At 68.4% G+C, this 15,305-nt stretch carries 17 protein-coding genes; 14 read left to right on the top strand and 3 right to left on the bottom strand.

Annotated elements, in window-relative coordinates:
• The first annotated feature begins 85 nt into the window (after window positions 1-85).
• Window positions 86-1,465 carry a DUF3987 domain-containing protein gene (locus ABT245_RS18825; protein WP_351734888.1) on the top strand — a complete coding sequence of 460 codons (1,380 nt, stop codon included), beginning with the start codon at window positions 86-88 and terminating at the stop codon, window positions 1,463-1,465.
• A 77-nt stretch (window positions 1,466-1,542) separates the two neighbouring features.
• Here ABT245_RS18825 and ABT245_RS18820 read toward each other — a convergent pair whose 3' ends face one another.
• Window positions 1,543-2,694, bottom strand: a complete 1,152-nt coding sequence (locus ABT245_RS18820) for a helix-turn-helix domain-containing protein (RefSeq protein WP_351734886.1) — start codon at window positions 2,692-2,694, stop codon at window positions 1,543-1,545.
• A gap of 153 nt (window positions 2,695-2,847) precedes the next feature.
• On the opposite strand from ABT245_RS18820, the gene ABT245_RS18815 reads away from it, so the two are divergent.
• The 4 genes from ABT245_RS18815 to ABT245_RS18800 all read left to right on the top strand — a co-directional run bounded on the left by ABT245_RS18815 (window position 2,848) and on the right by ABT245_RS18800 (window position 5,732).
• Entirely contained in the window at window positions 2,848-3,102 is a 255-nt protein-coding gene (locus ABT245_RS18815) for a hypothetical protein (protein WP_351734884.1), read from the top strand.
• Window positions 3,103-3,393: 291 nt separating this feature from the next.
• The gene (locus tag ABT245_RS18810) at window positions 3,394-3,849 is read left to right on the top strand and encodes an NUDIX domain-containing protein (protein WP_351734882.1); all 456 of its coding nucleotides are present in this window, start codon (window positions 3,394-3,396) and stop codon (window positions 3,847-3,849) included.
• Window positions 3,850-3,872: 23 nt separating this feature from the next.
• Window positions 3,873-4,835, top strand: a complete 963-nt coding sequence (locus ABT245_RS18805) for a hypothetical protein (protein WP_351734880.1) — start codon at window positions 3,873-3,875, stop codon at window positions 4,833-4,835.
• A 273-nt stretch (window positions 4,836-5,108) separates the two neighbouring features.
• Complete coding sequence (locus tag ABT245_RS18800; RefSeq protein ID WP_351734878.1) at window positions 5,109-5,732, top strand: DUF397 domain-containing protein; 624 nt, start codon at window positions 5,109-5,111, stop codon at window positions 5,730-5,732.
• A gap of 215 nt (window positions 5,733-5,947) precedes the next feature.
• On the opposite strand, the gene ABT245_RS18795 is transcribed toward ABT245_RS18800, so the two are convergent.
• A complete protein-coding gene (locus ABT245_RS18795; RefSeq protein WP_351734876.1) occupies window positions 5,948-6,679 on the bottom strand; it encodes a DUF5919 domain-containing protein in 732 nt (243 codons plus the stop codon).
• A 601-nt stretch (window positions 6,680-7,280) separates the two neighbouring features.
• Between ABT245_RS18795 and ABT245_RS46120 the strand changes: the two genes are divergently transcribed.
• From ABT245_RS46120 to ABT245_RS18765, 7 genes are all read left to right on the top strand, one after another.
• Window positions 7,281-7,520 carry a DUF7848 domain-containing protein gene (locus tag ABT245_RS46120; RefSeq protein WP_502982148.1) on the top strand — a complete coding sequence of 80 codons (240 nt, stop codon included), beginning with the start codon at window positions 7,281-7,283 and terminating at the stop codon, window positions 7,518-7,520.
• A 460-nt stretch (window positions 7,521-7,980) separates the two neighbouring features.
• Window positions 7,981-8,556 (top strand): hypothetical protein, encoded by a 576-nt coding sequence (locus tag ABT245_RS18790; protein WP_351734874.1) that lies wholly within the window; start codon window positions 7,981-7,983, stop codon window positions 8,554-8,556.
• Window positions 8,557-8,656: 100 nt separating this feature from the next.
• A complete protein-coding gene (locus tag ABT245_RS18785) occupies window positions 8,657-8,821 on the top strand; it encodes a nucleoside triphosphate pyrophosphohydrolase family protein (protein WP_351734872.1) in 165 nt (54 codons plus the stop codon).
• Window positions 8,822-9,068: 247 nt separating this feature from the next.
• On the top strand, window positions 9,069-9,938 hold the full coding sequence (locus ABT245_RS18780) for an AraC family transcriptional regulator (RefSeq protein WP_351734870.1): 870 nt from the start codon (window positions 9,069-9,071) through the stop codon (window positions 9,936-9,938).
• A gap of 85 nt (window positions 9,939-10,023) precedes the next feature.
• Window positions 10,024-10,836 (top strand): phytanoyl-CoA dioxygenase family protein, encoded by an 813-nt coding sequence (locus ABT245_RS18775; RefSeq protein ID WP_351734868.1) that lies wholly within the window; start codon window positions 10,024-10,026, stop codon window positions 10,834-10,836.
• A 223-nt stretch (window positions 10,837-11,059) separates the two neighbouring features.
• Entirely contained in the window at window positions 11,060-11,218 is a 159-nt protein-coding gene (locus ABT245_RS18770; RefSeq protein ID WP_351734866.1) for a hypothetical protein, read from the top strand.
• A gap of 44 nt (window positions 11,219-11,262) precedes the next feature.
• Window positions 11,263-11,763: a hypothetical protein gene (locus ABT245_RS18765; protein ID WP_351734902.1), complete on the top strand. Its 501-nt coding sequence runs from the start codon at window positions 11,263-11,265 to the stop codon at window positions 11,761-11,763.
• A 423-nt stretch (window positions 11,764-12,186) separates the two neighbouring features.
• On the opposite strand, the gene ABT245_RS18760 is transcribed toward ABT245_RS18765, so the two are convergent.
• Window positions 12,187-12,891, bottom strand: a complete 705-nt coding sequence (locus ABT245_RS18760) for a pentapeptide repeat-containing protein (protein ID WP_351734864.1) — start codon at window positions 12,889-12,891, stop codon at window positions 12,187-12,189.
• A gap of 178 nt (window positions 12,892-13,069) precedes the next feature.
• Between ABT245_RS18760 and ABT245_RS18755 the strand changes: the two genes are divergently transcribed.
• On the top strand, window positions 13,070-14,230 hold the full coding sequence (locus ABT245_RS18755; protein WP_351734862.1) for an NAD(P)-binding protein: 1,161 nt from the start codon (window positions 13,070-13,072) through the stop codon (window positions 14,228-14,230).
• A gap of 70 nt (window positions 14,231-14,300) precedes the next feature.
• Complete coding sequence (locus tag ABT245_RS18750; RefSeq protein ID WP_351734860.1) at window positions 14,301-15,281, top strand: zinc-binding dehydrogenase; 981 nt, start codon at window positions 14,301-14,303, stop codon at window positions 15,279-15,281.
• Window positions 15,282-15,305: the final 24 nt, after the last annotated feature.

Raw genomic sequence — 15,305 nt, 5'->3', positions numbered from 1 at the left:
ACGGCTCGCACCACTGGCCGTGCACCCACCGGGACCGAGAGGTCACAACCCTACCCGTGAGGGCTGCAGAAGGGATGGTCCTCTAATGAGCACCCCGGTTCTGTACGGTCCCATCGGTCGCGCGGTTCGCAGGATCTCCCCGTTCCTGGAAGCGGACCCCTTGGGGGTGTACGTGGCTGCCCTGTCGTTTTGGTCGGCCGCTATCGGTGGCACGGTCAAGGTGTCATCCCGTGGAAACGCCCGTCCCGTGCTGCTGTGGTCCGCCCTGGTAGCCGGGACGGGCAGAGGAAAGGGCACTGCGCTTCGGGCCGCTCATCACGTCCTGGACAAGGCTTTGGGCCGTTTCCTGGCCACCCACACAACCAGTGGGATCACTTCCGGGGCGAGCATGGTCAACCACCTGTGGGAGCAGCAGGAAGCGACGGCCGAGACCGAGCGCGGGCGGGACGTGCGGACCCTGGTGGTCGAAGAAGAGTGGTCGGAAGTGCTCCGCCGGGTGAAGCGGGACGCATCGTTCACAACGAAACTGCGGACCGCATGGGACGGTGCGACGCTGCGGAACACGACCAAGGATGAGGCCCAGGAAGTACGCGATCCCGCCATGGTTCTGCACTGTCACGTCACCCCGTCTGACTGGTCGAAGTACGTCGGTGAGTCGGAAGCGGCGGGCGGCTCGTACAACCGCATCCTTCCCTTCCTGCTCGGATCGGTGCCGCTCTTGGACGACGACCGGGTGAGCCTGCCGGAGCTGGACGGGCGGGAGCTGGCCGACGCTTACGGGTGGGCCACGGCCCGGCCGCGTGTGATCACGCTTGCGGAGGATGCCCGGCCGCTGTGGCGGATCGTGCGCCGGTACGCGCGCATCCTGGGTGAGGCCCTGCCCGAAGGGCAGGCAGTGTTCATTGAGCGGACGGCAGAACAGACGCTCAGGGTTGCGGCGTGCCTGGCAGCGTCCGAGTGCTCGGAGACAGTGACGGAAGAGATGCTGTCCGCCGCCTTCTCCCTCGTTCGTCGGTCCGTACAGGACGCTGTGCGTATCACCAAGGGAGCAACCTCCCCGAAGGTGAAGCGGCAGCCGCTCAGTCTTGAGGACAAGGTGCGGGCCCGGATCGAAATGCACGGCGGTCGGGCCACTTCCACTCAGGTACTCCCGTACGTCGGAGCGACGGCCGCCGAGGTCAAGGAACTGCCTGGAATCGTCGTGACCGTGGAACGCGCCGGGAAGACCGGTCGACCGGCCACCGTGTTCACCCTTCGCGGTGACAGTCCAGATCAGCTCTCCGTAACGGAAACCCTCCGCCGGCCGCGACCTGAGCAACCGATCGTATCGACGCAGCGTGAGGAGAAGCGGGCAACAGTTACCCGGCTGGACGCCTACCGCCCGGAACCGACACCGGAGCCTGCACCAGAACCGAAACGGCCCAAACCGCGCGAGGACTCCAATCCGTTCCTCTCACTGCTCTAACCAATCAAAGAATCCGCCCCGACCCGCATGGTCGGGGCATTCTTCGTTTCGGGAAGGGGTGAGGTTTCGAATCGCCGCTATCGCTCAATCGACTTGAGCCCCTGGTATGCCTCCCGAAGATCTGCACTTTCGGGAAGCTGTCGCGCCTCAACAGCCTTGACGACTTCCAGTGCGCGCCAATGATTCGAGGGAACGACCCTCCCGGACAGAATGGCTTTCTGTACCGAATCGCATGCTTCGTCGAGCCGGTCTGCCTTGAGGAGAACCAAAGCCAGATCGATATTCGCGGAAGCTACACGTCGGGGCCACTGGCTTACGTCGTCACTCGGGCTCAGTTTCTTAATTACTTCCCTGGCGTACGGTTCTGCCGCTGAATCCCCGAGCCATGCGAGTGTCGTAGCTGTATAGGACAGTGCCTTTCCGGGGTCGTAGCGGTAATGGTGCTCTGGCGCATCGGGGGTACCGATTGCGGCGGAGAGAGCTTGTACCCGTTCAACGGCCGAGTAAGTCTCTTTCCCGTTTCCTAGCCGTGCGCTTGCTCGGCCCTCTTGCGCTGTGGCCTGAATAATTGCGGAGCCATCGGCGGGAGCTATCTCTTGTGCGGCTCGTGAGAGGTCAACGGCCTGGACGTAATCCCCGTCAGTAAGGACACGCCAAGCCTCGGTTTCATAGCACCATGCCTCGATCTCACGGTGTCCGGCTTCCCTAGCAAGCGTTGCGGCCGTCTCTAGAAGGGCAGTAGCGGAATCATCTTGCATAAGGTCGATATGGGCCGTCGCCCCGAGCAGGGAAAGCCAGCCTCCGACGACCAGCAACCGGCGATGTTGCGAAAGTGTCTTGCGGCCATCGAGCAATTTTCCGACATAAGCTGAGTGCTTGCGTACTTGTCTCAGCAAATCTTCTGGTTTCGCTTTGGGGTAGGCCATGGCGAGACCATCAAAGGCACGCTCTAGTCGCTCAAGAGTGGCATTCCCTACATCGCTCGCCTGTGCGCGGCGGGCCAATTCCCAAGCGTCCATCTCATCGCCATGAGTGCTGCTGTCTCCTACTTCTAGCGACAGGCCGAGATATTCGTTAAGGGCTTGTGTCAACTCGGAAGACGGAGCTTGTTTCCCATTGAGTACCCGGCTCAGATAAGCAACGTCGTAATGGAGTTCCTTAGCTGCACCTCGCAGGCTCTTCCCCTGCGCCTTGAGTGCCGTCCGTACCTCAGACCCGAAGTCGATCATGGTGCAGCTCCCGTTGACTGTTGACTGCCATCGTAGTCAACGCTGGTCAACTGCCCCATGTATGCACGGAATCGGTTGAGTGGACAGACGCGACTACAGAAGACCCCCGCGACGGGCGAACGTCCGGGGGCGTGGCCACCAACCATCAAGGGGTTGACGACAGTACCCAAAGCTACAGCCAGACTGCCGGAAGGGTGGAAGCCGCTTGAGTCGGCGCCTGCCAGTGACGGCACGCGGTACTGGTACGCCACCGCACCGTTCTCTGCCGCAGCGCTCAGGGAGCAGTACGGCGAAGAAGCAGCGGCCGGACTCGCTCAGACGGTCGACGGCCCTTCCTGGCAGCACCTTTGTAACGAGGCGTGGAGCCAGGATGAGCAGTACAAGCGACTGACCGGCGGTGAGGCGTGACCGCCCCCGCGAAGCGCACCAGTGCTCGCGTGAGCGCCTTACCCGCCCCCGAGCTGGTCAGCCTCGTTGAAGGCTCCGAACGGCCCGCAGGTGGCGGCTGGTGGGAGGAGTACGGAGGCACCCTTGATCCGGTGTCCGGCGTGATTGCCTTCCCGTCCAACTCTCTGCCGCCCTGCCCATTCCCGTGTGAGCGCTGCGCCCGGCAAAAGGACGCGTGACCCGCACCCCACGGCATAGGTTGGATCAAGCACCGCAGGCGCCCGGCGCGCTTGCCCTATCGAAAGGGTGCGTATGAAGCGAATCATTGCCCGAGTGTGGAAACTCATTCGCGGCCCTCTGCAATGGCGCGTCCTCTGGTTCGCGCACGCCAAATTCATGATTGGCGTGACGGGCGTAGTACGGAACGCGGCGGGGGAAGTCCTGCTCCTCAAGCATCGAATGTGGCCCGCAGACCGGCCATGGGGACTTCCGACCGGCTACGCAATCAAGAGCGAGGAGTTCCCGAAGACCATCGTTCGAGAGGTTCGGGAAGAAACCGGCCTTGAAGTCGTTCCGGGGCGACTGGTTCAGGTGACCAGTGGCTACAAGCTTCGCGTGGAAATCGCGTACGAAGCGCTTCACGTGGGTGGAACTCTCAAGCTCGACAGCTTCGAGATTCTGGAGGCGAAATGGTTCAGCCCGGACGCACTCCCGGAGGGAATGCAGGAGTCTCACATTCAGCTCATCAAGGCGGGCACGGCGACTTAACGGAACTCGCCCCGAACGAGTCCGTGACCGGAGCCAAGGCCATGGCGGCACTGGCGAGCATGCGTGCCGATGCGTCCCCGCTCACCGGAAAGCACCCGGCCCATGTGTTCCGGCCGTTGTCGGAAATGCTCAGCCGGTGGGCGGCGGCCGGCATCGACACCACGCTTTTCCATGCGGGTGTCGAAAACGCCAAGCGCCGGTACGCCGGGTACGGGCTAACGAAGATACTGCCGACTGATCGCGTGTTGGTCGGCTGCGAATCCTCGCGGGTCGGTGCTTTCGGTGGATTCCACCACCCGGACCAGGGATACCGACACCTTCAAATGGTGGCCGTCATCACCATGTACGGGCCCATGGAACGCCAGAATCCCGAGCGCCCGGCGCTGGCCCTTCTCGACCTACTGCGCGCGTACGCGCATGACTGTCTGCACTACGGGTCGCGTCGGCGGTATGTGGAAGTGGCGGGGGTGCCTGTCCGCACTCAGTACGGAATCAACTACCGCCGTACAAGCGGACAGTCCTACTCGGCTGCCGATCAGCGTGGAAGCCACCACACGCGGAACCTCGGAATCGTCATGGAAGGTGCGTGCGACAAAGAGGCACGCACCATCACCCGGCAGACGGCAGAGCGCTTCGGCGTGACGGAACCCTCAGACGTTCTCGGCGCACTCGCGTTCCGGGACGCTACGGGAACTCTGGCGAAAGAGGACGTCGGGCGTGTGGTGCTCGTGCCGGAGAGCGAGGAACAGAATCGATACGCGGCGGCCCTCAGCGGCTATGAGAAGGGCGTCAACCGCCGGTACGCACACTTCCTTGATGAGTTCGCCCCTGGGGAAGAGAGCGAGTGCCACATGCGCCTTCTCACGGCCATGATCAGTGGGGACGCGACGGCGCTGGGAACGTGGCTGGACGAACGGCACGGCCCCGGCACCTTCATGGGCCTGTTCCGAACACCGGGGTACTTCGACCCCAGCCTGACCGCCTGAGCGGTCCCCTGACCGCCCCGCCCATGCGCCCCTCCCCCGTGGCGCACGGGCGGGGCTTCCTGCTCTTGGACCATGGGGCGGGCGTATGGTCGTCACTGTCCTGCGGGCGGGAGGAATCGGCACATGGCAGAGGCGTTGAAGCGGGCCCCGGAAGTCAGCACCGAGTCAGCACGGTGCCTACAACGGCACCGAAACGGGCTTGAACACTCGGAAGCCGGAACTACGCTGTACGCCTCTGACCTTGATGTTTGACCGTTGCTGACGAAGGATGCTATGAGCACCCGGACACAGTGGTCAGCAGTACGGCGTCAACGTCTGAGAATCAGGCCCTGCCCTGGTGAACCAGGCTGCCGGGTGGTGCTGACTCGGCACAGAGTCAGCCGGTACACCCGGGTCGGCAGGAAGGCCCCCCAACTTTCTCTTGGGGGGTCTTCACCCTGCGCGGGTGAGTCCAGTCCAGCGGGCTCGTCGCCCTTCCCATCGCCCTTGTCGATCGCGTGGACGCCAGACGCGGTACACGTCGTCACGCCGACGGTCCCCAAAGGCTCCGAACGCGCGGCCCCGGCCATGAGCCAGACGTTCCGCCGGTACTCGGCGGCTATCTCCTCCGCGATCAGACGACCTTCCGCCACGATCAGAATCTCGACGGCCTCCGGGGCCGTGGAGACCAGGCGGGGGAGCTTCAGGGTCTGGCAAGGGGGAGGCGAGACCTTGACCACGAACCCGGGTTGGCGCACGAGTTCGTACACGAAATCCGACAGCTGCGTCGAAGTCGCAGACAATGACCCCTCTCGTGTCCTGGTGCGGGACACCAAGCATCGGGAGTTTGGTCACCTGAGTCTCGATCCTGCCTCCTGGGGCCGGTTCATCGAGGCTACGAAGCAGGTCTCTCAGTAGCACTTCGTCATCACGTGTGGGATCTGCCCCCATACAGGGAGCCGAGCCACCTCGGCCACTGATTGCTGACGCGTACCGGAGTGGAAGAGCACGCCTGCCGCCCAGACCAAGACCCGAACGGCCGTAACTTCCCCACCGACGTTCCCCGACAGTTCCTGTTCGGCGACCCCGGGACGTAAGTACGCCTTACCCGGCACATGCGGGCCACGCTGACGTCAAACACTAACGGATGTTGCGCGCGACCATAGTTCTTCGGCGTGCTCAGTAAACCGCTCGAACAGCCCGTCCTGATCGCGTCGACGTAGATGCAACAGGGGGGAATCGTGACCCACAAGCCTGGCAAGGTGAGGTGTCACGAGAGCCTGAGAATCGAACCGGAACACAGAGAGGCTCACGTGATTCGCTGCATCTTCCGCGACACTAAAACGCGTTTCGAGCTTTTCCGCGCCACCCAACTTGCGTAGATTCTCCAGCGTGATGCGGATACGGGTGGAGACAGACAGGGCAACATCTTCAACAGCTTCACGCTGGCGCGTGATTTCACTTTCAGGATCACCCAGAAGAAATCTGACTCGGCACCCGCTTTCCAGTTTTTTACGCAGGGTGGCTACAAAGTTCGGCTGGTCGATGAATAGGAAGTAGTTTGTGTATCCGGCGAAGAACAGGTCTTCTTTCGTACCGGCCACAAGCTCGCCCCAGACCGTTGACGGGCATGCGGAGCGGTAGGAGTAAGTCCGCACGATTTCCAGGTCTCCGCCTGTTTTTAGGCGGTCCTTTACTACCTGGGGCCAGAGCATTTCCTCATCTACTTTCAGCGCTTCGGCGGCGTCTGCCCTGTTTCGAGCATGCGGAATCAGGTTCTCATCCGCGACCCAACGTTCAATGGTCTTGCTCGCAACTCCCACACGGACCGCAAGCTGTCGGGGGGACAGCCCGGCATCGTCCATAGCTGACCGTAGGGCTCGGTTCAAGTCCCCTCCTCTGGACGTTTGGGCGTTTTCAACGCTACCGCCCAACCGGCCCAACTGTCCTTCCATGTCAGGCGATACGGCCACCAGAGGCCAGGACGATTGAGCGCACAAGAGACCCCGGCGACCGCGCGAACGGTCCCGGGGCTTGGCCAACGCTTCAGAGGAGCGCTGACAGTGTCCTACCTATCACAGGCACTCGAACGGGTGAGAGCCATCCTGTTCGGGCGCCGTACGCCCCACAAACACACTGCCGCCCACACACACCCCGCAGCGATCCCGGTGCCCAGCAGGAGCCCTACGCCGGACGTCTTGGGGACACGGCTGGCCGTCACTCACAGCGTTCAGATGGCCCCCTGGGGGCGCGTCCAGTGATGACGATCGAGGTCTACAGGGTGAACCCAGAGACAGGCGCCCGTACGCAGGTGCGCAGCAAGCACACCGTGAAACCGTCGGACGCGCCGGACTTCTCCAGCGGGTACCCGCCCTGCGCGTGCCCGCACTGCACCGCGCCCGGCAGTCGCAGCAGGCTGCATGCCCTCGTGACCGAAGCGAACCGGCGCAGTTGGGGGGAACTGTGATGCGCGCCATCGTCAGTGCCGCTGAATGGCCCCTCGGGGCCGAGACGGCCGAAGGGGCGCCCACGGGCATCTACTCGACCGAGTGCCACACGTGCGGGGCGCAGTCGCAGCCGACTGACGACGAGCACTTGCCAGTTGAGGTGTGGGCACTGAAGCACACAGGACTCAATTCGACACGTCGTCAGTTCAAGGCCACGGCGGCAACCTCCTGGCGAGTCACGCCGGCGGGGGACAACTAGTACGCCGAGCACGAGGCCCACGGCACGCCCAGCGCACCAGCAGCACCCCTGATGGCTGCCGCTCCTGGGCACTGGGAGGCGGGGGACAGCCCGTGGGGCCAGTTCCTCTACGTGTTGTTCCTGGCCGTCCTCATGGGCGCCCTCGTGGCCGGTATCGGCCGCTGGCCCCATGACCGGCTCCGGTCGCCCACGCCCCAGGGAGCGACCGGAGCCCCACAGCGTCCGCCGGCTTCCCGCTCCCGACTCTCCCCCGCGGGGCCGGCGGGCCCGGCCCGGCACACCCGGCCTTGCGACGCCGTGCGGTGTGCCGGACCGCCACCCCCGTCTCGACAAAGGAAGGTTCTCGATCGTGTTGCCTCCGGCCCCGCCAGGCGTCGTCCCGTACATCGCTGGATGGAGTGAGGAACGGCTCCTGAAGTGTCCGATCACCCGTCGCCGCGTGGCTCCGGGGATCGCGTACGTGGATGAGACGCCGTACGACCGGGACAGCTTCGGCGTGCTGTGGGCCCGGTACGCCCTGCGGCCCAAGCAGCGCCGGGGCAGCCCGCAGCTGCGGAACGTCCACCCGTACCGGCAGCGCCGGGCGATGCTGAACATGATGTGTCAGGTGTGCTCCCGTATGCCGGCGGACCCGCACGGCCCGCATCTGTTTCTCCTGCGGGACAGCGTCGGCCCGATCCAGGAAGGGGAACGGACGACGAGTCCGCCGGTGTGCGTGCCGTGCGCCGGGATCGCCATCCAGCTCTGCCACGCCCTCCGGGGTGGGCGGTTCGTGGCAGCATGGGCCAGGCGCGTACCCGCGTGGGGAGTCGTCGGCCCCCTCCACCACCCCGTGACGCTTCAGCCGATCCCGGGAGCGCACATGGAGCACGTCAAGTACGGCTCGCAATGGGCCCCCTGGGTCCGGGCCGCCCGCACGATGGTGGAGCTACGCGAGGTCACACCGGCAGACCTGGACCGCGAGTTCGCGGCCCTCGGCCGCGACCGCCTGGAGAAGGAGTTCACCCGGGTCGCGGAGCTGACGGCGGTCACCTGACAGTCCGGCCCGTCCCTCACCGGAGCGGGCCGCGGACGCGGCGCCCGCACTGTTCTGCTCAACGGGCAAGGAGAACCTGATAGGAGACACCTGGGGTCAGGTGGATCAGATCCGGCAATGGCTGGACGCCGAGGCCGAGACGGCCGGGCGGGCGGACGTGCGACTGCTGCGCGTACTGAAGATCGGGGAGAGGTACGGCGAGGTCGCGGAGGCCCTGCACGGCGCCCTCGGAGCCAACCCGAGGAAGGGCTGCTCCCACACCTGACCGGACGTCGAGAAGGAGCTGACGAGACGTCATCGTGGCGGCGATGGTCGCCCTGGCCACGATCGCACCGGACCCACGGCGCGTGCTCCAGGAGCGCCCAAACGCCCTGGTCGACCGGATGACGCGAGCGTGTGCTGCGTCAGGGCCAGAACGGATCAGATTCTGGACGGTGCTGCGCGGCTCGCTCCTGCCGATCCTTGCCTCCTCTGTTGACACCGGTCCGAATCGTCAACAACCCTGATCGATCATGAATGCCGTTGAGAACCACCCCTCGCGCAGGACCGCGCAGTGGTGGGGGCTCCTCGGCGCCGCGTTCGGTGGACCATGGGCGCCGCGGGCACGGCCCGGCAGTGGGCACGTCCACTGCGAACCCGACTGGTCCTGGCATCTTGTCCTTTCCGACCACGATCTGTGGTGTGTCCTGGACGGCATCGGACGTGCCCGGCTCAACGGCCGCGACATCAGTCTCACCGCCGGTTGCGCGCTGATGCTGCGACCAGGGGACGAGATCGAGGCACGCCACGACCCCCGCAGTCCCCTGACCGTCGCCTACCAGCACTACGCCCACGACGATCCCGGCCACGGCGGGACGGCCGACGGCTGCCCGCCCCACCTGTTGCCCCCGCGCCTGGTGCACCTGGACGACCTGCCCGAGGTCCGCCGCCACCTCGACGGTCTCGCCCGCCTCAGACGCCGCCCCGGGCCGGACACCTCCGCGCGGACCACCACCGCACTGGCGGCGCTGCTGCTGGAGATCCACGCCCAGGCCGCCCGCGCGGCCGGCGACCTGCCTGTGCTGATGGACCGGCGCATCCACGACGTAGTGGAGTGGCTGACCCGCCACCCGGCCCGCCGCCTGGACGTGCACGCCGCCGCCGCATCAGCCGAGCTGTCGGCGGATCAGTTCTCCCGCCTCTTCCGCCGCGAGACCGGCCAGTCCTTCCGCGCCTACCAGGTCGCAGTCCGGATCGACCGCGCCCGCGAACTCCTGGCCGAAAGCGGCATGACGGTGAGCCAGGTGGCGACCGTCCTCGGCTACGCCGATCACCGCCTGTTCGCCCGCCAGTTCAAGGAGCACACCGGCACCGCGCCCGGCACGTGGAAGCGCTCCGCCTGAACGGCCATCCCCAGACCGGTCCAGTGCCCGCAATCCACGACTCGCGCCCTCCCCAGCCGCCTCCGCCCGGGCCTACCGTCGGCCCATGACCTCTACCGTTCCCGCCGAGCTGTATCGCGCCGACCGCCTCGCCCCGCTGCTGGACTCGACCGACGACATCGCAGCCGCGGAGACCGAAACCTACCGCGGCCTGGGCTTCCTGGCCGTCCGCAGTCTCCTCACCGACAGTGAAGTCCTGGGAGTCCTGGACGGTCTCGCCGTCGTAGCCCGCCCGCCATCCCCCGCAAGCGTGGACTACGAGGACTGGGCGAGCCCGGAGGAACAGAACCGTGACGACCTGCTGGACGGCGTGCGCAAGCTCCAGAGCTTCTGCCCCCACGAGCCGCGCCTGGCCGAACTCGCCCGCCATCCCGCGATCCTGTCCACCGCCGCCCGGCTCCTGGACGCCGAGCCCGTCCTCATCCAGGACATGGCCCTGCTCAAGCCGCCGGGCGGGGGACGGGAGAAGCCCTGGCACCAGGACAAAGCCTTCTTCGACATCCCTCTGGGAACCCCCGTCGTGGGCGTGTGGATCGCCCTGGACGAGGCCACGATCGGCAACGGCTGCATGCATGTCCTGCCCGGCACCCATACCGAAGGCCCGGTGGTCCACTTCGCCCGCCGCGACTTCCAGATCTGCGACACCCAGGTCCAGACCCACCGCGACACCGCTGTCCCGCTGCCACCCGGCGGCGCCCTGTTCTTCGACGGGCTGCTGCACCACGGCACCCCGCCCAACCTGACGGACACCCGCCGCCGCGCCGTGCAGCTGCACTACGTGCCCGCCGGAACCGTGCGGACCCCGCAGGAGGACCGGCTGGAGGTCTTCGGCGCGGACGGCAAGGACGCCACCTGCTGAGCCAAGTGGCACGGCATCCGGTGTTCCACCGACCGCTGCCGTCGGGGGCCGCAAATGCCAACTCCAAGGACTCGCCTTCTGGACCGCGCTGGGGTACGAGGTCATCGACCGTCGGCCGGACCGCGCGCACGGCCGGCCCCGCACGGTCATGCGCAAGGCGCTGCGCGGGGTCCTACCGAGCACGCCCTGCCACCGGCCCCGCCTCGGGCGCGCCCTGGCCGGCGTGACCCGACGCCGGCGCGCGCTTGCTTCACTGCGGGTGCTGCCCTCACGGCGCGTGCTCAGCGGGGCTCGGGCGGGGGACGCCCGGGTCATCCGATCGGGCGTGGACACCCGGGCGGGCGCGGTGGCCGTGGCGAAGGAGCGGCGGCTGCTGCCGTGAGGGCAGCCGCGGCGCGGGTCCGCGGGCATGACACCATCGCACCCGTGCTCGACATCGGCTACGCCCTCTCCCAGCGCTTCCCGGACCCGCCGCAGACGGACTACCGGCGGGCGGACGTCCACGCGCTGCGCCACGACCTGTTCTGCGGGGACGTCTATCTCGCGGACACCGAGACGGACCGGGAGCTGTCCACAGCCTGGGGATGGGTTCCGGTGCTGGACTTCGCGTGGGCGCTGTGCGACATCGTGGAGCGGCTGGACCGGGACCCGGCGGGCTCGCGGGCGTCGAGGCCGCAGCGCGCGGAACTGGACTTCACCGAGTCGACCGACCGCATGCTCTTCGAGCGCCGCTTCGGCTGGGTGGACATCGAGGCCGACTGGATGCCGGCCGAGGAGCCCCCGCTGTCCTTCTCCCACGCCGAACTGCGCCGTGAGGCACGGGACTTCCTGCACGACCTGCTTGCCGACCTGACCGACCTGCACGAGTCCCTGGCGGAGAACCCCGCCGTGTGGACACTCCAGGCGCGCTTCCCCCGGATGCCGTGACCCGGACCGGGGCCGCCCACAGCCGCGGCACCCGAGGCCGCAGCCCGTGACGGGCCCGCCATGGCGGGCCCCCGTGCTCACGGATCCGTGACCGGCCCGGTGGCGACGGGCCCCTGACCGGCCCGGTGGTCACGGATCCGTGACCGGGCCCCGTGGTCGCGGACCCTGTGTTCGGGCCGCCGTGGCGGAGGCGCCCGTGGTGAGGTCCCCCCTGGCGGGTGCCGCCATGCTCGGGTACGCCCTGGCGGGTACCGCCGTGGTCAGGTCCGCCGTGGCAGGTACCGCCTTTGCCAGGTGCCGCCGTGGCCGGGTCCCCCCTGGCGGAGACCGCCGCGGCAGGTGCCGCCGTGCTCGGGCCGCCGTGCCGGAGGCGCCCGTGGTGAGGTCCCCCCTGGCGGGTGCCGTCGTGGTGACGGACGTCGGTCAGTCCTGTATCCGGATGCCCAGTTGGGCCGCCAACACCGGTGCCAGATCAAGTAGTTGAGCAGTGCTGAGGACCGCGCCGGACAGCCGCTCCACGCCACGGGCGATCTCCAGTGTGACGGCGCCGCGCAGGTCCACGTCCGTGAGGGTGGCACCGCCGAGGTCCGCGCCCTTCAGCGTGCAGTCGACGAACTCGACCCGCTCCAGGCGGGCTCCCCCGAAGTCCGGTTCGACCAGGACGCAGTTCTCGAAGACGACGTCCTTGAGTCGGGCCGTACGCAGATTGAGATAGTCGATCTTGCCGCCGCGGACCAGGACCCGTTCCAGGACCGCGCCGTGCACCTGGGTGCCGCCCAGGCGGGCGTCGAGCAGTTCGACGTCCCGCAGCATCGAGTCGGCGAGGTCGGTGCCGACGCCCCGGATCCCGCTCAGCACGGTGTCGAGGATCCGGGCTCTGCGCAGCCGCGTCTCGTCGAGGACGCATCCTGTCAGCGCGCAGTCCATGAAGCGGGCGCCCGCGCCGTCCTGGCCGGCCAGGTCCGCCTCCCGGAACTCGACGCCGTCGTAGTCACCGTCCGGCCGCAGCTCCCGCCCGTCGTACGGAGCCAGCGGCGGCAGCCGCAGTTCGGGGCGGCGCGCCGCCCGCACCCCGGTCCGGCCCGGCCCAGCGGACCCGCCGGTGCCCCCCATCACTTTCCTCGCCATGCCCTCATCCTGCCGCACGCCTCTGACAGTCCGTGCTGACCTGCGGCGATGCCACGCATGTCACATTCCGGGCGCCGTCACCAGTCCTGTTGTCGAACGCTCAGAACATCGAACGCCGAGAACGTCGAACGCCAGAACGCAATCACAGGGCCGTCCCGGCCCGAGGGAGGAACCACCCATGCACCGCATCACCGTCATCGGCGGCGGCCTCGCCGGACTCACCGCGGCCGTCGCCGCCGCCGAGGCGGGCGCCAAGGTCACCGTCCACGAAGCACACCACACGCTCGGCGGGCGGGCGCGGACCGCCGAGGGACCGTACCGGACGAACGAGGGCCCGCACGCCCTGTACAGCGGCGGCCCGCACTGGGCGTGGCTCAAACGGCGCGATCTGCTCGGGCCGATCGCCCCGGTCCCGCTGTTTGCGGCGGCCCGGCTGCGGCTGCGCCACCGCGGTGTGCTGCGCCGCACCCCGCCCTTCGCGATGCTCAGGCTGCTGCGCCCGGGCGCCCCGAAGGCGCCGGTCGACCGGGACTTCCTCGGCTGGGCGACGGCCGTCGCGGGCGAGGAGGGCGCCCTGGCCACCGCCCACTACTGCGCCGTGGCGCTCTTCCACCACGACCCGGGCGCGCTGTCCGCGGCCTTCGTGCAGGAGCGGCTGCGTCGTGCCACCCGGCTGCCACCGGAGGCGCACTATCCGCGCGGCGGCTGGGCGAGCGTCATCGACCGGATGGCCGCGCGTGCCTGGAACCTGGGGGTGCGGATGGAGACGCTCTCCCGTGTCGACACCATGCCGACCGACACGCCCGTGATCGTCGCCACGTCGCTGGACGCCGCCCGCGGGTTGCTCGGCGACGACTCGCTGGCCTGGCCCAGCGGGTGCACGGTCCTCGTCGACATGGCGGTGCGCGCCCGGCGCGGCGACGCCTTCGCCGTGTCGGACCTCGACGCGCCCGGCTGGCTGGAGCGGTTCACCGCCGTGGACCCGTCCCTCGCCCCGGCCGGTGAACAGCTGATCCAGGGGCAGATCCCGATCAGGCCGGGCGGGTCACGGGCGGACGGCGTCGGCCGCGCCGAGCAGCTGCTCGACCTGGGGCTCGACGGCTGGCGGGAACGCGTGACCTGGCGGCGGGAGGCCGTCGCGCGGGGCCGTACCGGCGCGGTGGACCTGCCGGGCACCAGTTGGCGGGACCGGCCCGGCATCGACCGCGGCGACGGCGTGTACCTCGCCGGCGACCAGGTCGCGGCGCCCGGTGTGCTGTCGGAGGTGTCCTTCAACAGCGCCCTGACCGCCGTGTCGCTGGCGCTCGGCCGACGCGTGCTCGACCTCAAGCGTGCTTGACTTCAAGCGTGCTTGAGGTTGAAGGGTGGGCGGCGGAAGGACACCGACACCACATCACGGGGGGACCCTCATGCACGCCATTCGACTGCACGCCTTCGGCCCGGCCGAGAACCTGGTCCACGAGGAGATCGCCGATCCCGTGCCGGGGCCGGGCCAGCTCCGGATCGCCGTGGCCGCGGCCGGGGTCCACCTCCTCGACACCGCGCTGCGGCAGGGGCACCAGGGGCCGCTGCCCGAGCCGCCCGTGCTGCCCACCGTGCCGGGACGTGAGGTGGCCGGTGTCGTCGAGTCGCTCGGCGAGGGGGTCGCCGAGCCGTGGCGCGGCCGACGCGTGGTGGCCCATCTCGGGTTCGCGCCCGGCGGCTACGCGGAACTCGCCGTCGCGGGCGTCGACCGGGTGCATGAGATACCGGAGAACCTGGACTTCGCCGAGGCCGTCGCCATGATCGGCACGGGCCGTACGGCGATGGGGATCCTGCAGTTCGCCGAGCTGGGCCCGGACTCGGTGGTCGTGGTCCCCGCGGCGGCGGGCGGCATCGGCACGCTGCTGGTGCAGTACGCGCGCCACGCCGGTGCGACGGTGATCGGGCTCGCGGGCGGGCCGGGGAAGGTCGCGCGGGTGCGGGCCAACGGCGCCGGCCTCGCCGTCGACTACACGGAGGCCGGCTGGCCGGAGAAGGTCCGCGCGTACCTGGGCGGGCGGCGGGCCACGGTCGTCTTCGACGGGGTGGGCGGGGAGGTGGCCCGGGAGGCGGTCGCGCTGCTCGGGGACGGCGGGCGGCACCTCGTCTTCGGCTGGTCGGCCGAGGGCATCGGCGCGGGTGGCCCGTACCTCGTCGAGGGGGTCTCCGAGCAGGTGCTGGGCCCGGTGATGCTGGGCCGGGTGGGCGGCACCGACCCGATGCGCACGCTGGAGCTGCGCGCGCTCGCCGAGGCGGCGGCGGGCCGCATGCGGCCCGCCGTCACCCGCTTCCCCCTTGCCGCGGCGGCAGCCGCCCACCGAGCACTGGAGACTCGCGCGACGACAGGCAAGGTGGTCCTGGAACCGTGACGCCTGCCGCGGCCCGCACCCGAC

Source organism: Streptomyces sp. NPDC001508 (assembly GCF_040298665.1).
Classification (GTDB): domain Bacteria; phylum Actinomycetota; class Actinomycetes; order Streptomycetales; family Streptomycetaceae; genus Streptomyces.
The sequence above is the reverse complement of the archived record's forward strand: the minus strand, read 5'-3'. Positions and strand labels throughout refer to the sequence as shown.

Bases quoted from the DNA above. Each gene is read 5' to 3' on its own strand.
- ABT245_RS18825 (WP_351734888.1), top strand. From the start codon at position 86: ATGAGCACCCCGGTTCTGTACGGTCCCATCGGTCGCGCGGTTCGCAGG.
- ABT245_RS18820 (WP_351734886.1), bottom strand. From the start codon at position 2,694: ATGATCGACTTCGGGTCTGAGGTACGGACGGCACTCAAGGCGCAGGGG.
- ABT245_RS18810 (WP_351734882.1), top strand. From the start codon at position 3,394: ATGAAGCGAATCATTGCCCGAGTGTGGAAACTCATTCGCGGCCCTCTG.
- ABT245_RS18800 (WP_351734878.1), top strand. From the start codon at position 5,109: ATGAGCACCCGGACACAGTGGTCAGCAGTACGGCGTCAACGTCTGAGA.
- ABT245_RS18795 (WP_351734876.1), bottom strand. From the start codon at position 6,679: ATGGACGATGCCGGGCTGTCCCCCCGACAGCTTGCGGTCCGTGTGGGA.
- ABT245_RS46120 (WP_502982148.1), top strand. From the start codon at position 7,281: ATGCGCGCCATCGTCAGTGCCGCTGAATGGCCCCTCGGGGCCGAGACG.
- ABT245_RS18780 (WP_351734870.1), top strand. From the start codon at position 9,069: ATGAATGCCGTTGAGAACCACCCCTCGCGCAGGACCGCGCAGTGGTGG.
- ABT245_RS18775 (WP_351734868.1), top strand. From the start codon at position 10,024: ATGACCTCTACCGTTCCCGCCGAGCTGTATCGCGCCGACCGCCTCGCC.
- ABT245_RS18760 (WP_351734864.1), bottom strand. From the start codon at position 12,891: ATGGCGAGGAAAGTGATGGGGGGCACCGGCGGGTCCGCTGGGCCGGGC.
- ABT245_RS18755 (WP_351734862.1), top strand. From the start codon at position 13,070: ATGCACCGCATCACCGTCATCGGCGGCGGCCTCGCCGGACTCACCGCG.
- ABT245_RS18750 (WP_351734860.1), top strand. From the start codon at position 14,301: ATGCACGCCATTCGACTGCACGCCTTCGGCCCGGCCGAGAACCTGGTC.